The organism is Enterobacter sp. RHBSTW-01064, from assembly GCF_014103035.1.
In the GTDB taxonomy this organism is placed as follows: Bacteria; Pseudomonadota; Gammaproteobacteria; order Enterobacterales; family Enterobacteriaceae; genus Enterobacter; species Enterobacter mori.
On the sequence record NZ_JABXOU010000001.1, the window covers coordinates 165,846 to 181,150 of the forward strand.

The 15,305-nt window shown below is 54.3% G+C and carries 12 protein-coding genes and 1 pseudogene; 2 read left to right on the forward strand and 11 right to left on the reverse strand.

The window, feature by feature from the left end; all coding sequences use genetic code 11:
- The first annotated feature begins 39 nt into the window (after positions 1-39).
- Both HV355_RS00750 and HV355_RS00755 read left to right on the forward strand, forming a co-directional pair.
- Complete coding sequence (locus HV355_RS00750) at positions 40-1,272, forward strand: sensor domain-containing diguanylate cyclase (RefSeq protein WP_182400680.1); 1,233 nt, start codon at positions 40-42, stop codon at positions 1,270-1,272.
- A gap of 75 nt (positions 1,273-1,347) precedes the next feature.
- Positions 1,348-1,488, forward strand: a complete 141-nt coding sequence (locus HV355_RS00755) for an Ecr family regulatory small membrane protein (RefSeq protein WP_010431575.1) — start codon at positions 1,348-1,350, stop codon at positions 1,486-1,488.
- A 74-nt stretch (positions 1,489-1,562) separates the two neighbouring features.
- On the opposite strand, the gene HV355_RS00760 is transcribed toward HV355_RS00755, so the two are convergent.
- From HV355_RS00760 to HV355_RS00810, 11 genes and pseudogenes are all read right to left on the reverse strand, one after another.
- Positions 1,563-2,042: a hypothetical protein gene (locus HV355_RS00760; RefSeq protein WP_182401209.1), complete on the reverse strand. Its 480-nt coding sequence runs from the start codon at positions 2,040-2,042 to the stop codon at positions 1,563-1,565.
- A 106-nt stretch (positions 2,043-2,148) separates the two neighbouring features.
- Positions 2,149-3,462 carry a VasL domain-containing protein gene (locus HV355_RS00765; protein WP_182400681.1) on the reverse strand — a complete coding sequence of 438 codons (1,314 nt, stop codon included), beginning with the start codon at positions 3,460-3,462 and terminating at the stop codon, positions 2,149-2,151.
- Positions 3,463-3,485: 23 nt separating this feature from the next.
- Positions 3,486-3,941: a type VI secretion system baseplate subunit TssE gene (tssE, locus tag HV355_RS00770; protein ID WP_182400682.1), complete on the reverse strand. Its 456-nt coding sequence runs from the start codon at positions 3,939-3,941 to the stop codon at positions 3,486-3,488.
- Positions 3,941-4,486, reverse strand: coding sequence for a type VI secretion system lipoprotein TssJ (gene tssJ, locus HV355_RS00775; protein ID WP_182400683.1), 546 nt, complete (start codon positions 4,484-4,486; stop codon positions 3,941-3,943). Before tssJ ends, tssE begins: the two co-directional genes overlap by 1 nt.
- Complete coding sequence (tssG, locus tag HV355_RS00780) at positions 4,464-5,549, reverse strand: type VI secretion system baseplate subunit TssG (protein WP_182400684.1); 1,086 nt, start codon at positions 5,547-5,549, stop codon at positions 4,464-4,466. Before tssG ends, tssJ begins: the two co-directional genes overlap by 23 nt.
- On the reverse strand, positions 5,513-7,267 hold the full coding sequence (gene tssF / locus HV355_RS00785) for a type VI secretion system baseplate subunit TssF (RefSeq protein ID WP_182400685.1): 1,755 nt from the start codon (positions 7,265-7,267) through the stop codon (positions 5,513-5,515). Before tssF ends, tssG begins: the two co-directional genes overlap by 37 nt.
- An 83-nt stretch (positions 7,268-7,350) precedes the next feature.
- Positions 7,351-7,821 (reverse strand): hypothetical protein, encoded by a 471-nt coding sequence (locus HV355_RS00790; RefSeq protein ID WP_249420809.1) that lies wholly within the window; start codon positions 7,819-7,821, stop codon positions 7,351-7,353.
- Positions 7,822-7,823: 2 nt separating this feature from the next.
- Positions 7,824-8,893: pseudogene (locus HV355_RS00795) on the reverse strand (polymorphic toxin type 44 domain-containing protein).
- Positions 8,894-8,924: 31 nt separating this feature from the next.
- On the reverse strand, positions 8,925-10,526 hold the full coding sequence (tssA, locus tag HV355_RS00800; protein ID WP_148400815.1) for a type VI secretion system protein TssA: 1,602 nt from the start codon (positions 10,524-10,526) through the stop codon (positions 8,925-8,927).
- On the reverse strand, positions 10,526-13,999 hold the full coding sequence (locus tag HV355_RS00805; protein ID WP_182400687.1) for an ImcF-related family protein: 3,474 nt from the start codon (positions 13,997-13,999) through the stop codon (positions 10,526-10,528). Before HV355_RS00805 ends, tssA begins: the two co-directional genes overlap by 1 nt.
- Entirely contained in the window at positions 13,996-15,204 is a 1,209-nt protein-coding gene (locus HV355_RS00810) for a hypothetical protein (RefSeq protein WP_182400688.1), read from the reverse strand. The genes HV355_RS00805 and HV355_RS00810 overlap by 4 nt, the downstream gene beginning before the upstream one ends.
- Between the last annotated feature and the right edge of the window lie 101 nt (positions 15,205-15,305).

Below are 15,305 nucleotides of genomic sequence, written 5' to 3' on the forward strand. Positions count from 1 at the left end.
GATCGTCAGGTATACCGTGCCGATGTACAGGAATTCCCTATGTCGCAATATTGCTTCGATGCGCTGAATGTTATTAAAAACCCGGTGTGGCTGATTTCACCCGTCGCGGAAAATATTCTATTTGCCAATACTGCGGCGACTAAACTTATGGGTGATAAAACGCTGACCGAGATGCGCACTGGGATCTATTCCGCTAATGCGCAAACCGCTCTCTCAATGTATGTTCCCGAACTTAAAAGCGAACTGGATATCGTCGAAATACTCACCGTCTGGCGAGACAATCAAGAGAGTACGCTGAGCTGTCGTCTGACGCTTACGCATCTGGCACCTTATGGTGATGTGATCGTGTTTGAGGGGATTTCGCAGCAGGCGCCTTCCGGCCTGAAAGCTAGCCGTTCGGCAACCTATCAGCGAAAAAAACAGGGATTCTACGCGCGCTTTTTTCTTACTAACAGCGCACCAATGTTGTTAATCGATACGGCACGAGATGGCCACATTGTTGACGCCAACCTGGCTGCGCTTAATTTTTATGGCTACACCCATGAGGAAATGTGCCGTAAACATACCTGGGAAATCAACACGCTTGGGCGCGACATCTTGCCAATTATGACGGAGATCGCCAGCCTGCCCGGAGGACATAAACCGCTAAATTTTGTCCACCGACTGGCGGATGGTTCGACCCGACACGTACAGACCTACGCCGGACCCATTGAGATCTACGGCGATAAGCTGATGTTGTGCATTATTCACGATATCACTGAACAAAAGCGGCTCGAGCAGGAGCTGGAACATGCAGCCCTGCGAGATTCAATGACCGGCCTGCTTAATCGCCGACAGTTTTACAACATCACAGAGCAAACCACACTTTCTCACCTCCCAGCACAGCAGCAGTTTAGCCTGATGCTGGTAGATACTGACCATTTCAAAAACATCAATGACCTCTTCGGACATCTTAAGGGTGACGAGGTACTCATTTCGCTTTCGCGCACGCTGGAAGCCTGCAGCCGTCCCGATGACTACGTTTTCCGCTGGGGTGGCGAAGAGTTCGTGCTCCTGCTGCCGCGAACCACGCTTGAAACCGCGATGCAGATAGCGGAAACCATTCGCGCCGCGGTAGCGCATATTACGATCCCTGGATTGCCCCGCTTCACCGTCAGCATCGGCGTTGCACGACACAACCAGGGCGAAAGCATTGATGACCTCTTCAAACGTGTCGATGATGCGCTCTACCGCGCCAAGAATGACGGTCGCAACAAAGTGCTGGCCGCATGAAGCTGGAGTTGTGAAGCAAGCCCCGTTAGAATCCCAGCCTGGGCTGAAACAGACTTCAGGTGGGTAATCGCTTAGATGGGAAAAACAGAAATACTCCTCACCTTAATTATTCTTTGCCTTATTATATTGGGTTTGTGGTTTATTTTTAGTGGTGAGATTTGGGTGCTGGTCGCCTATTTTGAAAATAGCCTTTATCCCACCATTGAAGCGCCGTAAGGCTCGTTTAAAGCCTTGCGCCAGTGATGTCTTACATTACAGTGCTCAATGTGCCGGGTACCCGACTGGAATATTCAGGCCAGACAGTCCACTGCCAGGAAAAAATGATTTTCCGTCATAATGGCATTCTCTTTTACGCCCTGCTGTTCACGCCGGATAAACCAGCTTTCCTTCGGTGCCATGCTCAGGCAAAACACCTGGTTGATGCCGGGCGCATCAACCCGCATTATCACACAGCCCCTCTCCGCGCTACGACAGAGTTGCTCCGGCATAATACTCACGCTGCGATCTCCGTTCACCAGCCGGATGGTGGTGATGTCATACCGGCATATGCCGCTGCTAAGGCTGTAACCAAGAGTACTCAGGTCATGAATATGCTTTGTCGACACAATGACCTCAATTCCACTTCCCTCAAACCACACACAAATCTGCTGTGCCAGCGCATCCATCCGCTGACGGAATGCCCTGATTTCACCCTCCGCTGATTCGTGATCGGGCGGGATACTGTCATTTTTCTGCTGTACTCTTTTGAAAAACCGGTCTCTGGCTGACACGTTGTCGTCCCTGTTAACATTTCGCACACTGTTGAGCCAGATTCAGCGTGGGAAACGCTGACCGGCCATTATCTTTTTTTCTTAACCGCTCCATCGCCTTCTTTGCCTATTCCACTGTTTTTTGTTTCAGCGCAGCATAGCGGGTAATCAGCTGTTGAAGATGCTGTTCCGTCTGGCTCCTCAGCGCTGCAGGCCAGGGTTGATTTTGCGGTAATGTGGACAGCTGACGCAGCTGCTCCTCGATCGGCAAAGCGCGGTTGAACGACTGCGACATGGCAAACACGGCCGATTTCAGCTCGCTAACCGTCATGTACTTGCCCCTCTGTTCATCAAGGGCATTCAGCCGCTTCGCCAGCTGCTCTAGCTGCGTCATTCCCTGATGCCAACCATTAAGACTGTCCTCAGGAAGTGCCGCGATCGCGATCTGTCGCTGCCACTGCTGCACCAGCGGTTTCGCCTGTTCTGGCCAAAGCATCAGCGCCTGCTTCAGAAGTTCATCACCATAACTGATGGCCCAGTCCGGTTTTAACTGCACAAGCCGCGTGAGCTGCTGCTGTGTCTGCCTGATGCCCGTATCAGGCGAAGGAGAGGATTGACGGAAAAACCGGATTTGTTCATCCGAAAGCGCTGCGGGTAACGGGGCAAGCGTTGCCGCGAACTGCATCTGTGCTGGGTCAGGCTTATGCATTATCTGCCATCCCAGGACCGTCGAGCCAGACAGTACCAGCATGCTCAGCATTCCGGCAATAAACGGCTTCCAGGGTTTTACGGGCGCTGGAGATTCCGTCTCCATTTGCACATGCGGCTGAGGGTCAGGTTCAATAACGTACACCCGCTTCACTCGCTCTGCCTGCGCAAGGGACACGGCCTCACCCGGGGGGCTCACGCCAGCGTTTTCGCTGTTTTCCAGCCGGACCGCTGCGTTATGGATCAGTATGCGCAGGTCATCAAGCTGGCTGGTATGCTTTAACTCCAAACGCTGTAACACGTCACCCAGCGCATTCAAATATGCCTCTGCCTGGTACAGGTGGCGGAGGTCGGCATAGCTCAGCGTCAGGGTACGCATCACCTGCTGTAGCCGCTTACTGAGGGAACTGATAATTTCTATCCGGGCATGCATCGGCTGAGGCCACATGTTCCCCCACTGACGTGAGAGAAGTGCATCCAGAATCGCCAGTCCTTCATTCATGCCGTACAAACCGGACAGATGCGTGAGCGCAAGCGTATACCAGGCGGCGGTCTGCAGCTCCACCCCATTGTGTTCAAAGAGCGAAAGGCAGAGCGTTTCCGCGTGCGGCCAGTTTACGTCCGGACGTGCCGGATGCGTCAGCTTGCTCATTTCATCGCGCAGGGATACATAATCGGCAAGCGTGCGCGGGTCACCGCCGGGTTTAAGGTGACGCTCAGGGTATGTTGTCATGTTGGTTTCAGCCAGAATAAAAACTAGATTGCGGAGCGGGCATCCAGATACTGCTGCTGTTTGAGGTGGCGAATGAGCACGCGCCCTTCGGGCATAAACTCGGTGCCGTACCGTACCAGGCCGATGCCTTTGAGTTCGGCGTCAATGGCATAGCGCAGCTCGCCGGGGACGTTCTGCTCCAGGAGTACAACGTTTATCTTTTTCAGGCGTGGCTCATACTTGAGCAGGACGGCAGACAATGTGCCCATAAGCTCATGGGCCGTGCCCGGCATGCCCTGCAGGATTTTCGTCATATCGGGCAGCCCGTAATCAGGCAGATGTGCCAGCGTGCCGGCACGACAGTTTAGGACGCGCTGCATGTTATCAAGTACTGAAAGGATGATCTGATTTTGCTCACTAACCTGATTAAGCTCGAGACCACCGGTAAAATTTCCGGTTAGCATTTCATACAGCGAAGGTGTGTTATGTCTCTGGGGCATCACTCGTCCTTAAACGGTTGCAGCGTCAGGTGGTTCTCGCCTGCTTCCAAAATGCGCGGATTATCCGGATTCAGATCGCTGCGCTTGATAACCTGCCTCCATGTGTCGTTGGTCATGTCCGGATGGCGGAATAATCCCACTACCGCGACAAACTGCGCCTCTTCTTCCATCGGCATATCAAGGCTAGCGTCACCGTCCGGCTTCACCACGACATTACGGCTGGTCAGCATGTCGTCTTTCAGAATGCTTGCATCATCCTGAAGCAGTTGCTGGTAAACCGTCTTATCAAAGGTTTTGCGATCTTTGAGCTGGTAAACCCGAATCACGACAGGTTCAGATAGCGAGTTATTTTCGCGGGCGTCGGTGTTCAGCGCCTTACGCGCCGTGAAATCCAGATGTAGCTCCTTAATCTTTTTGTAGAACACGGTGTTAAAGGCCGATTTTGTGCTGTCTGTGATGCTTTGTGTCACCCCACAGCCTTCCAGGCTGAATGCCAGCAGTGGTAACAGCCAGCGCGCGGTTTTAGTTAAATTTGTACGTAACACGTCGGTTTCCTTGTGGTGGTATTGCTGGCTGCAGGCCAGTGTAATAGCCCAGTTCTGTCGTAAAGGTCTGTGGGATATCATCCGCAGGTTCCCCCACATTAGCTCCCAGCACGCCATTCATCCCGAGCCAGAAAGGGCCTTCGCCGAGCGGCGGAGCAGCCAGTAACCGGGTCAGTGTGGTCAGGGTGAGCTTTGCCTTAAAGCGCCAGCCGAGATAAACCCGCAGCATGACCAGGAAATCCTGATACAGCAGACCATCCGGTTTCCAGCCCTGAGCCTCCTGTTCGTTATCGGTGGACAGGGCAATCAGCAGCTGGCTGCAGGCATCCATCGCTTCATCGCCCAGCGGCGTGTTGCCATCCAGCAGAAAATCGTCATCATCGTAAAAACCCAGTGGCTGACTGATTTCTACCGGACGCAGGCAGTACGGGCTGACCTTCACGGTGGTATCCGGTGCCAGCAGGCTCACCAGAGCCTGCATCCCTTCCTGGGTTTTCCCCGGTTGCTGCAGCACACCCAGCAGCGCCAGAAAGCGGGACACCGGTGTGGCAATGTGGTTCGCGGTACCGGGAATACCCAGCCCCACCAGGCCCAGCAGCGACTGCGAAATGCTGTCGGTCCCGCCAGGCTCAAACGTGGCCGGGTAAGAGTATTTTCGCCAGATGCGATAGAACTGCGTCAGGATGCGGTGGCTGAAGATATCGAGAAAGCCCTGCAGCGCGTCATGCTCTTCCCGGCGCTGGGTGATGTCGTCAAGATAGGCAGTTGGCAGTGGTGAATCGACGCCGTACATCCCCATAAACGTGGCGCGGATGAGCGGTGGTTTACTGTCATCCTCTTCGTCATACTCAACGGCTTTCAGTTCGCTTGCCGGAAAACCCATCCCGGGGTGCGGCACAAAGCGCACCGGGTCGTCACCAGGATGACTCGTTGAGCCCATCAGCGGCCGGTCCGGATTCAGTTTCTCCAGCAACTGGCAGAAACGGTAAAAGTTTATCCGGTTAAGGTCAGCCTCCAGCCGCGGGGTCAGCCGGGAATACGGCGGTTGTGCTTCTCTTCCCATTCCAGGCGCTCTCCGGTCGGTTGCAGGATGATAATCAGGCGGTTAAACAGATAAATGTCGGTGTAGAGCGCAAAGAAACGACTCAGCATCTCGCCAAACAAGCAGATGTCGCCGCGCCCGGCAAAGCCATGGCTATCGAGCGTCACCTCAATCTGCACACCGCGCACCAGGTAACCCTGCTCAAAGCGTTCGGTCTCACAGTGCTTTACGTCAATGATGGCTTCCAGGCGACGGCGGTTCATCTCGCCGTCGGTCCACTCGTACAGCGCCAGGGTGCCGCGCAGCACGTCGGCGCTATCCATCATTGACAAGAACCCGCTGCCGAGGTGGCTCAGCACACGCCAGTGAAAACGGTCCTGTGCGGGCGGATAGCAAGGTAGCGTCGGCGCACACAGGTTACGCACGGCGATGCTGGCCGAGGTGGTTTTCATCACTGTATCAAGCACGGTGCTCTGCAATGCACGCCGTGGTAACTGGCCATTGGTGCCAGTGAGCGTCAACGACAGGCTTTCATCCTCCGGTACGGTATGGTTATCAAACGCTTCGCCGCCAAGAATAAGCCAGGTGTCATGCAGCCCTGAAGGGCCACGGCGCACGCGGGTGTGGTAGTAATATTCCGGGGCTTCATGACGCATCATTCCGCCTTTATGGCGAAAGCTCGAAAACGGCACGTACGTATGCTGATTTGATGACATCACCGAATCCACGGTGTATATCTCGGTATGGCCATCCTGCACGCGCATCGGACGCAGCATGTATTCGGTCTGTAGGGAATTAAGCGTCAGCGGGTCAGATTCCAGCGGAAACAGGTTAATCACCGGCACGCAGTTCAGGCGGAGATGCTTTTCGGTAAAGCTGAAGTCATGTTCCCAGCGCTCCGCCAGCACCACATCGATTTCAAACCACGGGAGCTCAGCCGGAAAGAACACGGTCTCCAGCCCGCGCAGGCCGGTGAACATAAATTTCTCGCGAAAGGTGAAGTACTCCAGCAGCAACTGGTAACCGCTGAAACTGCTGTCCCCCTTCGGCCACAGCCTGTCATCATCGCCAAATCCCAGTGCGGTGAAATACCCGTCCAGCGGTCTTCTGTCCGTGTCACCCGGCATGCGCAGCCACAGACGCGCAGTGTTCATGGTAAAGGCTTCATGCATAGCGCAGGCCAGCGGTGCGTCAGCGTTGAAATAGAACGGGAGCTGGCTGAGATCGATACTGCCCCAGTCGGCGAGATGGCTGCAGTTAAACCGCAGGCTGATGACCGAACGCCCGTCAGAGTCGGTCGACAGGCGAGCGTGCTCGAGTGACAGCGGCTGTAGGGTGATCTCTTTAGTTGTGGTGTAGCGGCAACACGTGCCCTTTTCACCGATCGGCCTTGAGTTCACCTCAAAGCCTTTGACGATACGCATCTGCTCTTTCATCTCACGCCAGTCGGGGGTGAACTCCACCACCGACATTGACGGAATGGTGCGCAGGTAATGCGGCCACAGCAGGCTGACCAGCCCTTCGGTCAGTTCAGGCAGGTCGTCATCGAGCTTTTCGCGCAGCCGGCCCATCAGGAATGCAAAGCCCTCAAAAAGTCGCTCTACGTAAGGGTCGCGCGCGCCCGCTTTATCGAGGTTGAGCATTGCCGCCTGCTCGGGGTGAGCGCGGGCAAACTCTTCGCCAGCTTCCAGCAGGTAGCGCATTTCGGCGTCGTAATAACGCAGGGTTAAATTGTCCATATATTTATATTAATTTCTTATCATTTATTAAAAACTAAATATTCCCGCTTTAAACAGGCATTTCCAATAAAACAGGGCATGGGTCAATATTTGTATTTGAATGCTTTTATTTTTTTAAAACACAAATCACCAGAAGTATTCTCCAGAATCTCATTATTAAACCCATCGTTTATTTTGATCGACACAGAACACGCACCCGCTGTTGAGGAAAGAATTAAATTCTGACCTCCACCACCAGTTGAATTATATTCATATTGGCCACCGATCCTCCAACCAATATCGATTGCTGCGTCTCTTCTAATCAGAGATATAAATGAAGCAGTAAATTCACTTTTCTCGCCTGGAGCTATGATTTTAGGTTTTGACCTTACAATTCGATCAACTTCTTCAGGCTCGGGGTCGACGCCATAGATACTCTCACCAGCATATATGATAAGAGGTTTGTTAGTATTATTCGTAATCGTAACGAAAGGTCGTATCGGGAAGATGTGAACAATTAGCACCAACAGTCCCGAAAAGAATACAATGTAACCCAGAATTATTTTCTTTTTCATAATCATTCCTCAATCTTATCTGGATTATCCGTATTCCAGCACCAGTGTTTTTCTTTTGAGTGATGTAGTAGCACATCAGGTGTTTGCTCGAGTGCGTCAAGTATATTAATCACAGTCAAACTGTCTGCATATTTCCCGTGTTGATGGAACAGAGCAAAGCCGATTTTCATGCTCGTAACGTCGTCCACCGTATCGTCACCAATCGCTCCAGGCGTCATGTTTTGTTCCCAGGCAGACCCCTTTAAGAGCAACGATTTTGAAAAGCCGACACTAAGGCCAACATAGCCATAATGTATGTTTGACCAAACATCATAAAAATAATCATGCTGTTTGAACTTGTGGTAATAAGACCTTGAAGGTTCCCTTTTCTAGGTAATGGTCGCGCAACTACAACCGACGAAAATCTGTCTCGAATCTTCGGTTTGTGATCCCAGGTAGATCCTGTTTTTACGGTCTGATACCAGACAGCCATTGCAGCAGGTAAATCCGGTTTTGGATATGTTGCTAACTTTGCATAAAAAGGGAGTGTATTCCACTCGGCACGCCTTTGTTTTAAAGTATCATCATCGATTAAATATCTGATTGTTTCTGCTGTGTGGCTTCTGACATTCATCTTAATTTCTTTGAGTATGTAGTCAGCAACTTTTATCGCGCCATCAGTATGCTGACAATGCGGTTGAGTCTTAAGATCCGACGACTGCCCGGCAGTCGTTACTGGTAGAGTAGTTGCCGGTGAAGTAGCTGTAGATGTGGCTGCCGTTGCCCCCCCTGCAGAATTAGCACTCCCTCCGCTCTTCTCGTACGTATCCTCCAGCATCGACGGAATAAACTTTGCCCTGCAGGGACATGAACTGAAACTGTCGAGAGTCCCGGCCATTCGCCTGCCGTGAATGATATCGTTGTCGATGCCACCGGCTACCTTGTAAATCCCCGGAAATTTACCGCAGGTCACGCCGTCCTGTTCCCGTGCAACCGGTTTACCAAACAGAGTGTGATCTTCTGCGCCCGTGATAATTCTCCCGCCACAGGTCGTTTTGTCGCCCTGCACCAGATAAAAACCTTTTGCTGGCATATGTTCTCCTTATAGCTGAATTCAGTCCAGGTTAACTGCAAAGCACCGCACTGCCTGCTGGATCGAGTGCAATCAGACCGGACAGAAGCAAATCCATCTCTGGCTGTAACCGCGCTTTATCAGTCTCGTTGCGGGAAGCTTTCAAGCGCAGCAACCTGAGGCGACGCGATTTCACTTCAAACAACAGCGTCGGCACCCACTGTGTGAGGGTGATGGACTGTGCCGCACCATCGAGTTCACCCAGCAGATGCAGGGCCAGTTCATTTTTGCCTTTTTGCTCGGCCACGCGGGCCATCAGCAGGCGCAGCAACCATTTGTCTTTTGTGGAGTCGGTGCCCGGGCGCGTCTGCAGCCAGTGGAGTGTGGCATCCAGACCATCCGTGTCCGCTTTCTCCAGCGCTTCCGGCTCAAGGGCCAGAATAACGTTGTCCGTCTCACTGACTGTTCTGGCCGGCTCATCGTGCCAGCCGGACATATCGTCCAGCACGCTCTGGTTTATCCAGTTCAGCGTGACCTCATCGGCAAACGGCGTCCCGTCATTAAACGCCAGGGTTTCAAGCCCGGTGAGGCGGCTCAGCAGCCCTTTCAGGTCGGCGGCGATGATGTCGGCCAGCACATTTTGTCCCGTTTTCATCAGTGCCTGATGGATATACCACTGCAAATCCAGCCAGAGGTGACTGGCGCCACGCGAGAAGGTGCTGTCCGCCTGCTCCAGTAACTCCAGCCAGCTCTGCTGCAGGTACAGGCGTTTGAGCATGGCCCGCTCGTCAGCCCGCGGCGATGCGATGCGTGTTTTCCCTTCGCCATCCGGTGCCGGGATCGCACTCAGCGTGTCATGACGCAGGCTTTTCATCAGACGGTGCGCCGCAAGCCAGCCATCGGGTTGTTGGCGCAGATAGTCCGTCAGGATTCGAGCCTGGGCGAGTAAATCCTGACCCGAGGTGATGCGACTCAGCACCGGCGCATCCTGTTCTGTCGTATGGGGTACCGGCTGCATGCGAGTCTGACTGCTGGCGTTCTGTGGTACCACCGCATCCATGCCACCGGCCTTCATCAGGCGGGACTCCAGAGCACTGTACAAGGCATTCATTTTCGGCCGTGACGCTTCCGCCTCGGTCTCCAGACTGTCGCGGATAAGCAGCAGCGCACCAGCCGTGTGCAGGGCATCATCCCGGACCACTTCCGGCCAGAGAGACAGACTGTCGAGCACACGCGAGCCCGCGAGCCACTCCAGCGCCGGTTTACGGCTTCGCTCACGCTGCGGATGAAGCTGTGTTCCATAGCGCTGCAGCAATCCCGCCAGCAGCTCAAGCCCTTCGGCAAAGCCGGTTTCGCCGTCCTGGTGCAGGCGTGCCCAGCAATAATAAGTGGCAACCCGGATATCTTTGGCGGTAATGGTCAGCAGCTTTTCAGCAAGCGTGCATATCAGCCCGGTATCAATACCGGAAAGCTTATTGACCTCCTCCCGGATACGCTGGAAATCATCGTCATATCCCGGGTCTTCACCCGCTGGACGGGTAGCACTGATCGGGGCAAGCCAGGGCTGCCAGTTTTCCGTACGTGTCTGCGCCTGCTGGCGAAGCAGGGTTTCATCCGCCTGACAGGCGTCAACCAGATTCTGTAAAGTGTCCATTATTCGGTTCCGTCCATATCACTGTCTTCCGTGCTAGTCATCAGCGCCTGCGCCGTGGCCGCGCTGTCGACGCTGAATATCTGATCCGGCAGCGTGAAGTCACGCAGTGCCAGTAACGCCAGCGGCCCGCTGCCCAGCTGTGAACGCAGCACCCACTGCAGGGTACGGCCATCCGGCGCGGTAAAACTCATCATCCACTGGCTGCGGTCAAGCTGCGCACGCTTACCTTGGTCCAGCCAGCGAATAAAGCCCCAGGTCCCGCTGTAATCCCCGAACAGGCGCGCACCAGCGTTGACCGTGGTCCATGTCAGCATCGTTCCCGGCTTGTACGTCTCTCCCGGCCAGCGGAAGCTTTGCCAGTCGGCCATCTGGTTGAAGTAGTGCAGCTTTTGTCCATCAATGATTAGCTGCGTCTCCACCACCTGTGGCACAGGACGCGCCTGCAGCTCAAAGGTGATGCCCTGACTGCCGTCGGTGAACAGAATGTCCGACAGCTGGCTCAGCTGGTTTATCGCCCGCAGGAATGTCGGATTAAAGCTCAGCCCCTGGCTGTTGACCTTATCCGGTACCCACTGGCTACCCTCCTTGTGCAGTACACCACCGAGCTCTGTCGTCAGGAAGCGCTCTATACGTCCGCTGTCCTTACGCACAAATTCAGCCAGCATCGGCAGGGAGGCATCACTTTTACTCGCGGCAAACGGAAAACGTCCGTCAAATGCGGTGTGCCAGTTCGCTACCACGGAGCGGTTCCACTTGTCATTCAAGCTCGCCGCCGCTGGCTGAAGCACGGTTTCCCAGGCCTGGGTCAGCGGCTGCACAAACATTGTGCTGCCAAATCCGCTCCACTCCTCGCCAAGACTTGCCGAAATCAGGCTACCGTATTGCTGAGTGTCGGTGAGGTCCACGCTTTTGCCCTGGAACACGGTCTGCGCCAGGGTCTGCATCATTGCCTGCGGGTCAGAAGCGCTGGCCACCTGCTGCAGTCGCAGACGCACGCGGGTGATACGGGTCAGATACGTCTGCAGACTCAGGGAGTTGTCCGCCGACATGACATTACCACCTTTGTTTTTACCCAGAAGCTGCAGCAGCGGACCAAAGGTTTCGTCCAGCGGCCCCTGCGGCCCTGACGCAGACTGATCAATGGCAGGTTTATCTTTTCCACCGACGAGGTCTTTAGCCGATTTGATGAGGGAGTCCGAAAGACCTTCGCTTTGCTGGCCTGTCTGTCCCTGCCAGGCGAGGGTATTCATCAGGGCAATCAGTGGCGACTGGCGGACATCGCTCATCAGCGTCAGCTGATCGGTAACGTCCGCAATATTGTTTGCCGGGTTCCAGTGCAGGCTGTTAAGGAAATTCAACCAGCTGCCGGCAAAGTCAATGAAATAACGCTCTGTCAGGCGTGCTTTGAGCGCTTCCGGCGACAGATCTGCCGATACGGCTTTACGGGAATCACTCAGCACCCAGTCAATTTCATCCCGGCGGGAATTTGCAGCCTTTTCGATAGCCTGCTGAATGCCACCTTCCCAGGCCTGGCGGGTGAACATGCCCGGCACGACCTCCTCGGTAGTAAAAAGTCGACGCGCATCGGTACCGCTGGTCATGTCCTCCAGGGAGACATCGGCGAAGTTACGACGCACTGACTTGAGCATATTTTCATAAAGTGTGCTTTCAGCGTTACGACGCCCAATTTGCTGCAGCAGCAACTGGCGACTCTGGCTGACCAGCTGCGCATCCGGTGTGATTTTCCACTGTGGCTGCTTAGGCAGTTCGGTGATGTAGAAGGCCCACAAATCCGGCGCCAGGCTTTGCCACAGACCGGTAGAAATACCCATTCGCGTCGGCTGCACGGCTTTCAGGGTCTGGGCGTAAAACGCGCCGTCGACTTTATCCGGACGGGCCATCATCAGCAAGGCTTTAAGCTGGTCATAACCCGGCTTCGCCAGCTGTGCACGCTGGTCGCTGTTGGGGGCAGAGTTTGCCAATGCGCTGAGTTTTTGTGTCAGCGCCTGATTCGCCGGGTCGCGTATCAGGCGGTTGTTTGCCACGCCGTACCAGGGCAGCAACGCATCGAGCAGCTGCTGGTTATGGTCCAGACCGAAGCGCTGGTACCAGGGCGTGCCCTCCTGAACATTGTGCAACAGGCGGCCGGTGTCGTTACGCAGTTCGTGCAGGGCCGTCAGTTGGTAGTCCGATACGGAAGGATGCTCTACCAGGGCATGGGCCTGCTCAGCAACAGAGACTATCTGCTGACGGTTGACCATAAACGACAGCAGAGTACCCGCCCCCCAGACACCGATGATGGCCATCAGTGGCCAGGCAAGTGTCCTCTCCCACGCCATACCGACACGACGGCCACGCACACGGGTGCAGTCGTCAACGATACCTTGCCAGGTTGCCGGCAGGGTCAGGGCATGGTGCTGTGATCCCGGGATAAATTTTTCAGCGTCGGCTGTGCCCGCTGACGTACCGGCAGGTTGATTCTCCGTCAGGCTGAACATCAGCCCCCGCAGCGGAACACGCTGCTGAGAAACAGAAAGCCATGGCACCAGTTGCTGAGCCCAGCGGGTGACGGCGCCGTCTTTTAGATGCTGGCCCAGGCGCAGCAGGAAGTCGTGGCGGTTGTTTTCCCCGACCTGATTCATCCCCTGCGCCCGCAGGGCCGGCAGCATCCGCTCCAGCTGGCGGATAACATCGTCTTCATTTGCGCGTGGTGGAAAGCTTGCGCCTACCGCCTGCTCAGGACGCGTCCCCTGCGACCAGTGACTGCTGCACAGTTGCCACAGCCAGACCGGAGCGGAATAACGCAGCAGTTCGCTGATTTTTTCCAGACCGCGTAAATCGCTGTCACTGATTTGTGGGGTCAGGTTAAGCGACTCCGGCAGTACACGGATAATCCCGTCCAGCGGGCGTCCGCGGCGCAGTTTACGCAGCGCGGTGTATTTTTCGCGGTCAGGCTCCGGTGCCAGGCTGCCACCGTAAATCAGCACGGTGCGGTTGCCTTCAAGCCACTGCTGCTGTTGCAGGCCGGGTACCAGTTGTTCGATTGCCGCCTCATCGCCAGTGATTAACAGCAGACGGGTTTTGCTGCGCCAGTAAAGACTAATACGGGAGCGGAGATGCGCCCGAATCCTGTCACACATGACCACTGCAGGGTGAACAGGGACGTTATCATTTTCCCGTTTCGTTTTCTCGTCATCACCACTGGTTTCGTTGACAAGAACATCAAATTCTTTTTTGCCCGCACTGAGAGCTTGCCACAGGAGCACAACCAGCATGATAAATGTGCATCCGGAAATACAGCCTCCACCAATCAGCCAGTAAATTTGCTGCTGATTACCGTCAACCAGACCGGCCATGTCCGGATACTTCCAGACCATAAACGTCATGGCTGCAAAGAGTAAAAAGAGAATGAATGTGACAGAAAGATAGCGGCCTTCCGTAGTTTTCGGTGCAAAAGCAAAAGGTAGCTTCACGGATCCATCTCCTGTCGGGAAGCAATCGGGGTAATGAGCGTGCTCCACAGCACATTCTTTGTGGTATCGCCACAGATAATCATTTGTGGCGACTGTGTTTGTCGGGCGATTTCAGTGGCGGCAGCGATGGCCAGCCAGGGGGCTGCGGCTCCGGCACGTCCCATAGACATGTCGAGTGAAATGACGGAGTCGTCCGCTACAGACTGCGCAGGATGTGCATTCTGACAAGTGATCACTTCTGCGTGCTGCTTACCCGTCAGCCCGGCAATCCATAAATTTTTAACGATATGTCCTTTGAGCGGGACGTTATAGGCGGCCATGTTCATCCCCCCGCTCAGTTCACCTAGAGGGGATGCATCTGGCCGGTGCAGCAGCGCGAGAGGTTCGAGTGTCTCCTGTGTCAGGCGGTTGCCCAGAAGCAGTGCAACAGCGGCTTCTGCAGTATTGTTTGAGTCAACCGGATCAATCTGGAGACCAACTATCAATAACATCACCTCATCTTTAATGCGGTGATCCAGCCAGTGGCTGACGACTCCAGGCCCATTGCTGTCCACATACTCAACCGCGCAGGTTATTCCACTTTCCTGCCAGGCTTCCTGCCAAATCTCCCGAACCGCAGGGAATGACAAAGATGACGAGATATCAAGGATGACTGCCAGTGAGGCATTTTCCGGGAACTGACCAACTGGCAGATCAGCAATGAGTTCAGAAAGCAGACGTGAGACAACCAGCTCAGGAGTCTCTCCCGGCTCTGTCGTAATACGGCTCAGCCTCTTGCCTTTTTCACCTTTCCAGTCCGACTGAGAAATGATAATGCTCTGATTATTGAGCATCTCAGCAGCGACAGAACCCTGTTTGTCTTGCTGATGGGCAGTTATAAATGTCATATTCAGTATCTGAAGCGCGCGGCGTGCTTTACGGGTATCACTTAAGATCCAGTGTTCCCGACGCCGGTCAAAACTATTCGCTTTACTGTCCTGTAATGACCAGAGCCACATGCGAAAACCGAAACTTACAATCCACACAACGACAGGTATGCCAATAGCAAGCAACCAGAAGTGCCTGGTATCGATGTAGCGTCCGAATATACGCATGAGGATCACGCTAATAACCAACATTGCCGCCAGGACAGCAAACCAGTGGGATATTTTGGGCGGAACTGGCCGCGGGTAACATTCAGGAAGATGCTTTAGGGAATAAAACATATTTTTTCAGCCAAATAACTACAATAAAACTTCAAACACTATACTTAACAAGCTTCAAATCAGATGCACTAGCAAACATTTTGCAAGAGAGTATCTAAGAA

What these genes read in the sequence shown, in the direction of transcription:
- tssE (WP_182400682.1), bottom strand. Translation starts at nt 3,941, where the DNA reads ATGCCCCAGAGACATAACACACCTTCGCTGTATGAAATGCTAACCGGA.
- HV355_RS00790 (WP_249420809.1), bottom strand. Translation starts at nt 7,821, where the DNA reads ATGAAAAAGAAAATAATTCTGGGTTACATTGTATTCTTTTCGGGACTG.
- tssA (WP_148400815.1), bottom strand. Translation starts at nt 10,526, where the DNA reads ATGGACACTTTACAGAATCTGGTTGACGCCTGTCAGGCGGATGAAACC.
- HV355_RS00750 (WP_182400680.1), top strand. Translation starts at nt 40, where the DNA reads ATGTCGCAATATTGCTTCGATGCGCTGAATGTTATTAAAAACCCGGTG.
- HV355_RS00810 (WP_182400688.1), bottom strand. Translation starts at nt 15,204, where the DNA reads ATGTTTTATTCCCTAAAGCATCTTCCTGAATGTTACCCGCGGCCAGTT.
- HV355_RS00755 (WP_010431575.1), top strand. Translation starts at nt 1,348, where the DNA reads ATGGGAAAAACAGAAATACTCCTCACCTTAATTATTCTTTGCCTTATT.
- tssF (WP_182400685.1), bottom strand. Translation starts at nt 7,267, where the DNA reads ATGGACAATTTAACCCTGCGTTATTACGACGCCGAAATGCGCTACCTG.
- tssG (WP_182400684.1), bottom strand. Translation starts at nt 5,549, where the DNA reads ATGGGAAGAGAAGCACAACCGCCGTATTCCCGGCTGACCCCGCGGCTG.
- HV355_RS00765 (WP_182400681.1), bottom strand. Translation starts at nt 3,462, where the DNA reads ATGACAACATACCCTGAGCGTCACCTTAAACCCGGCGGTGACCCGCGC.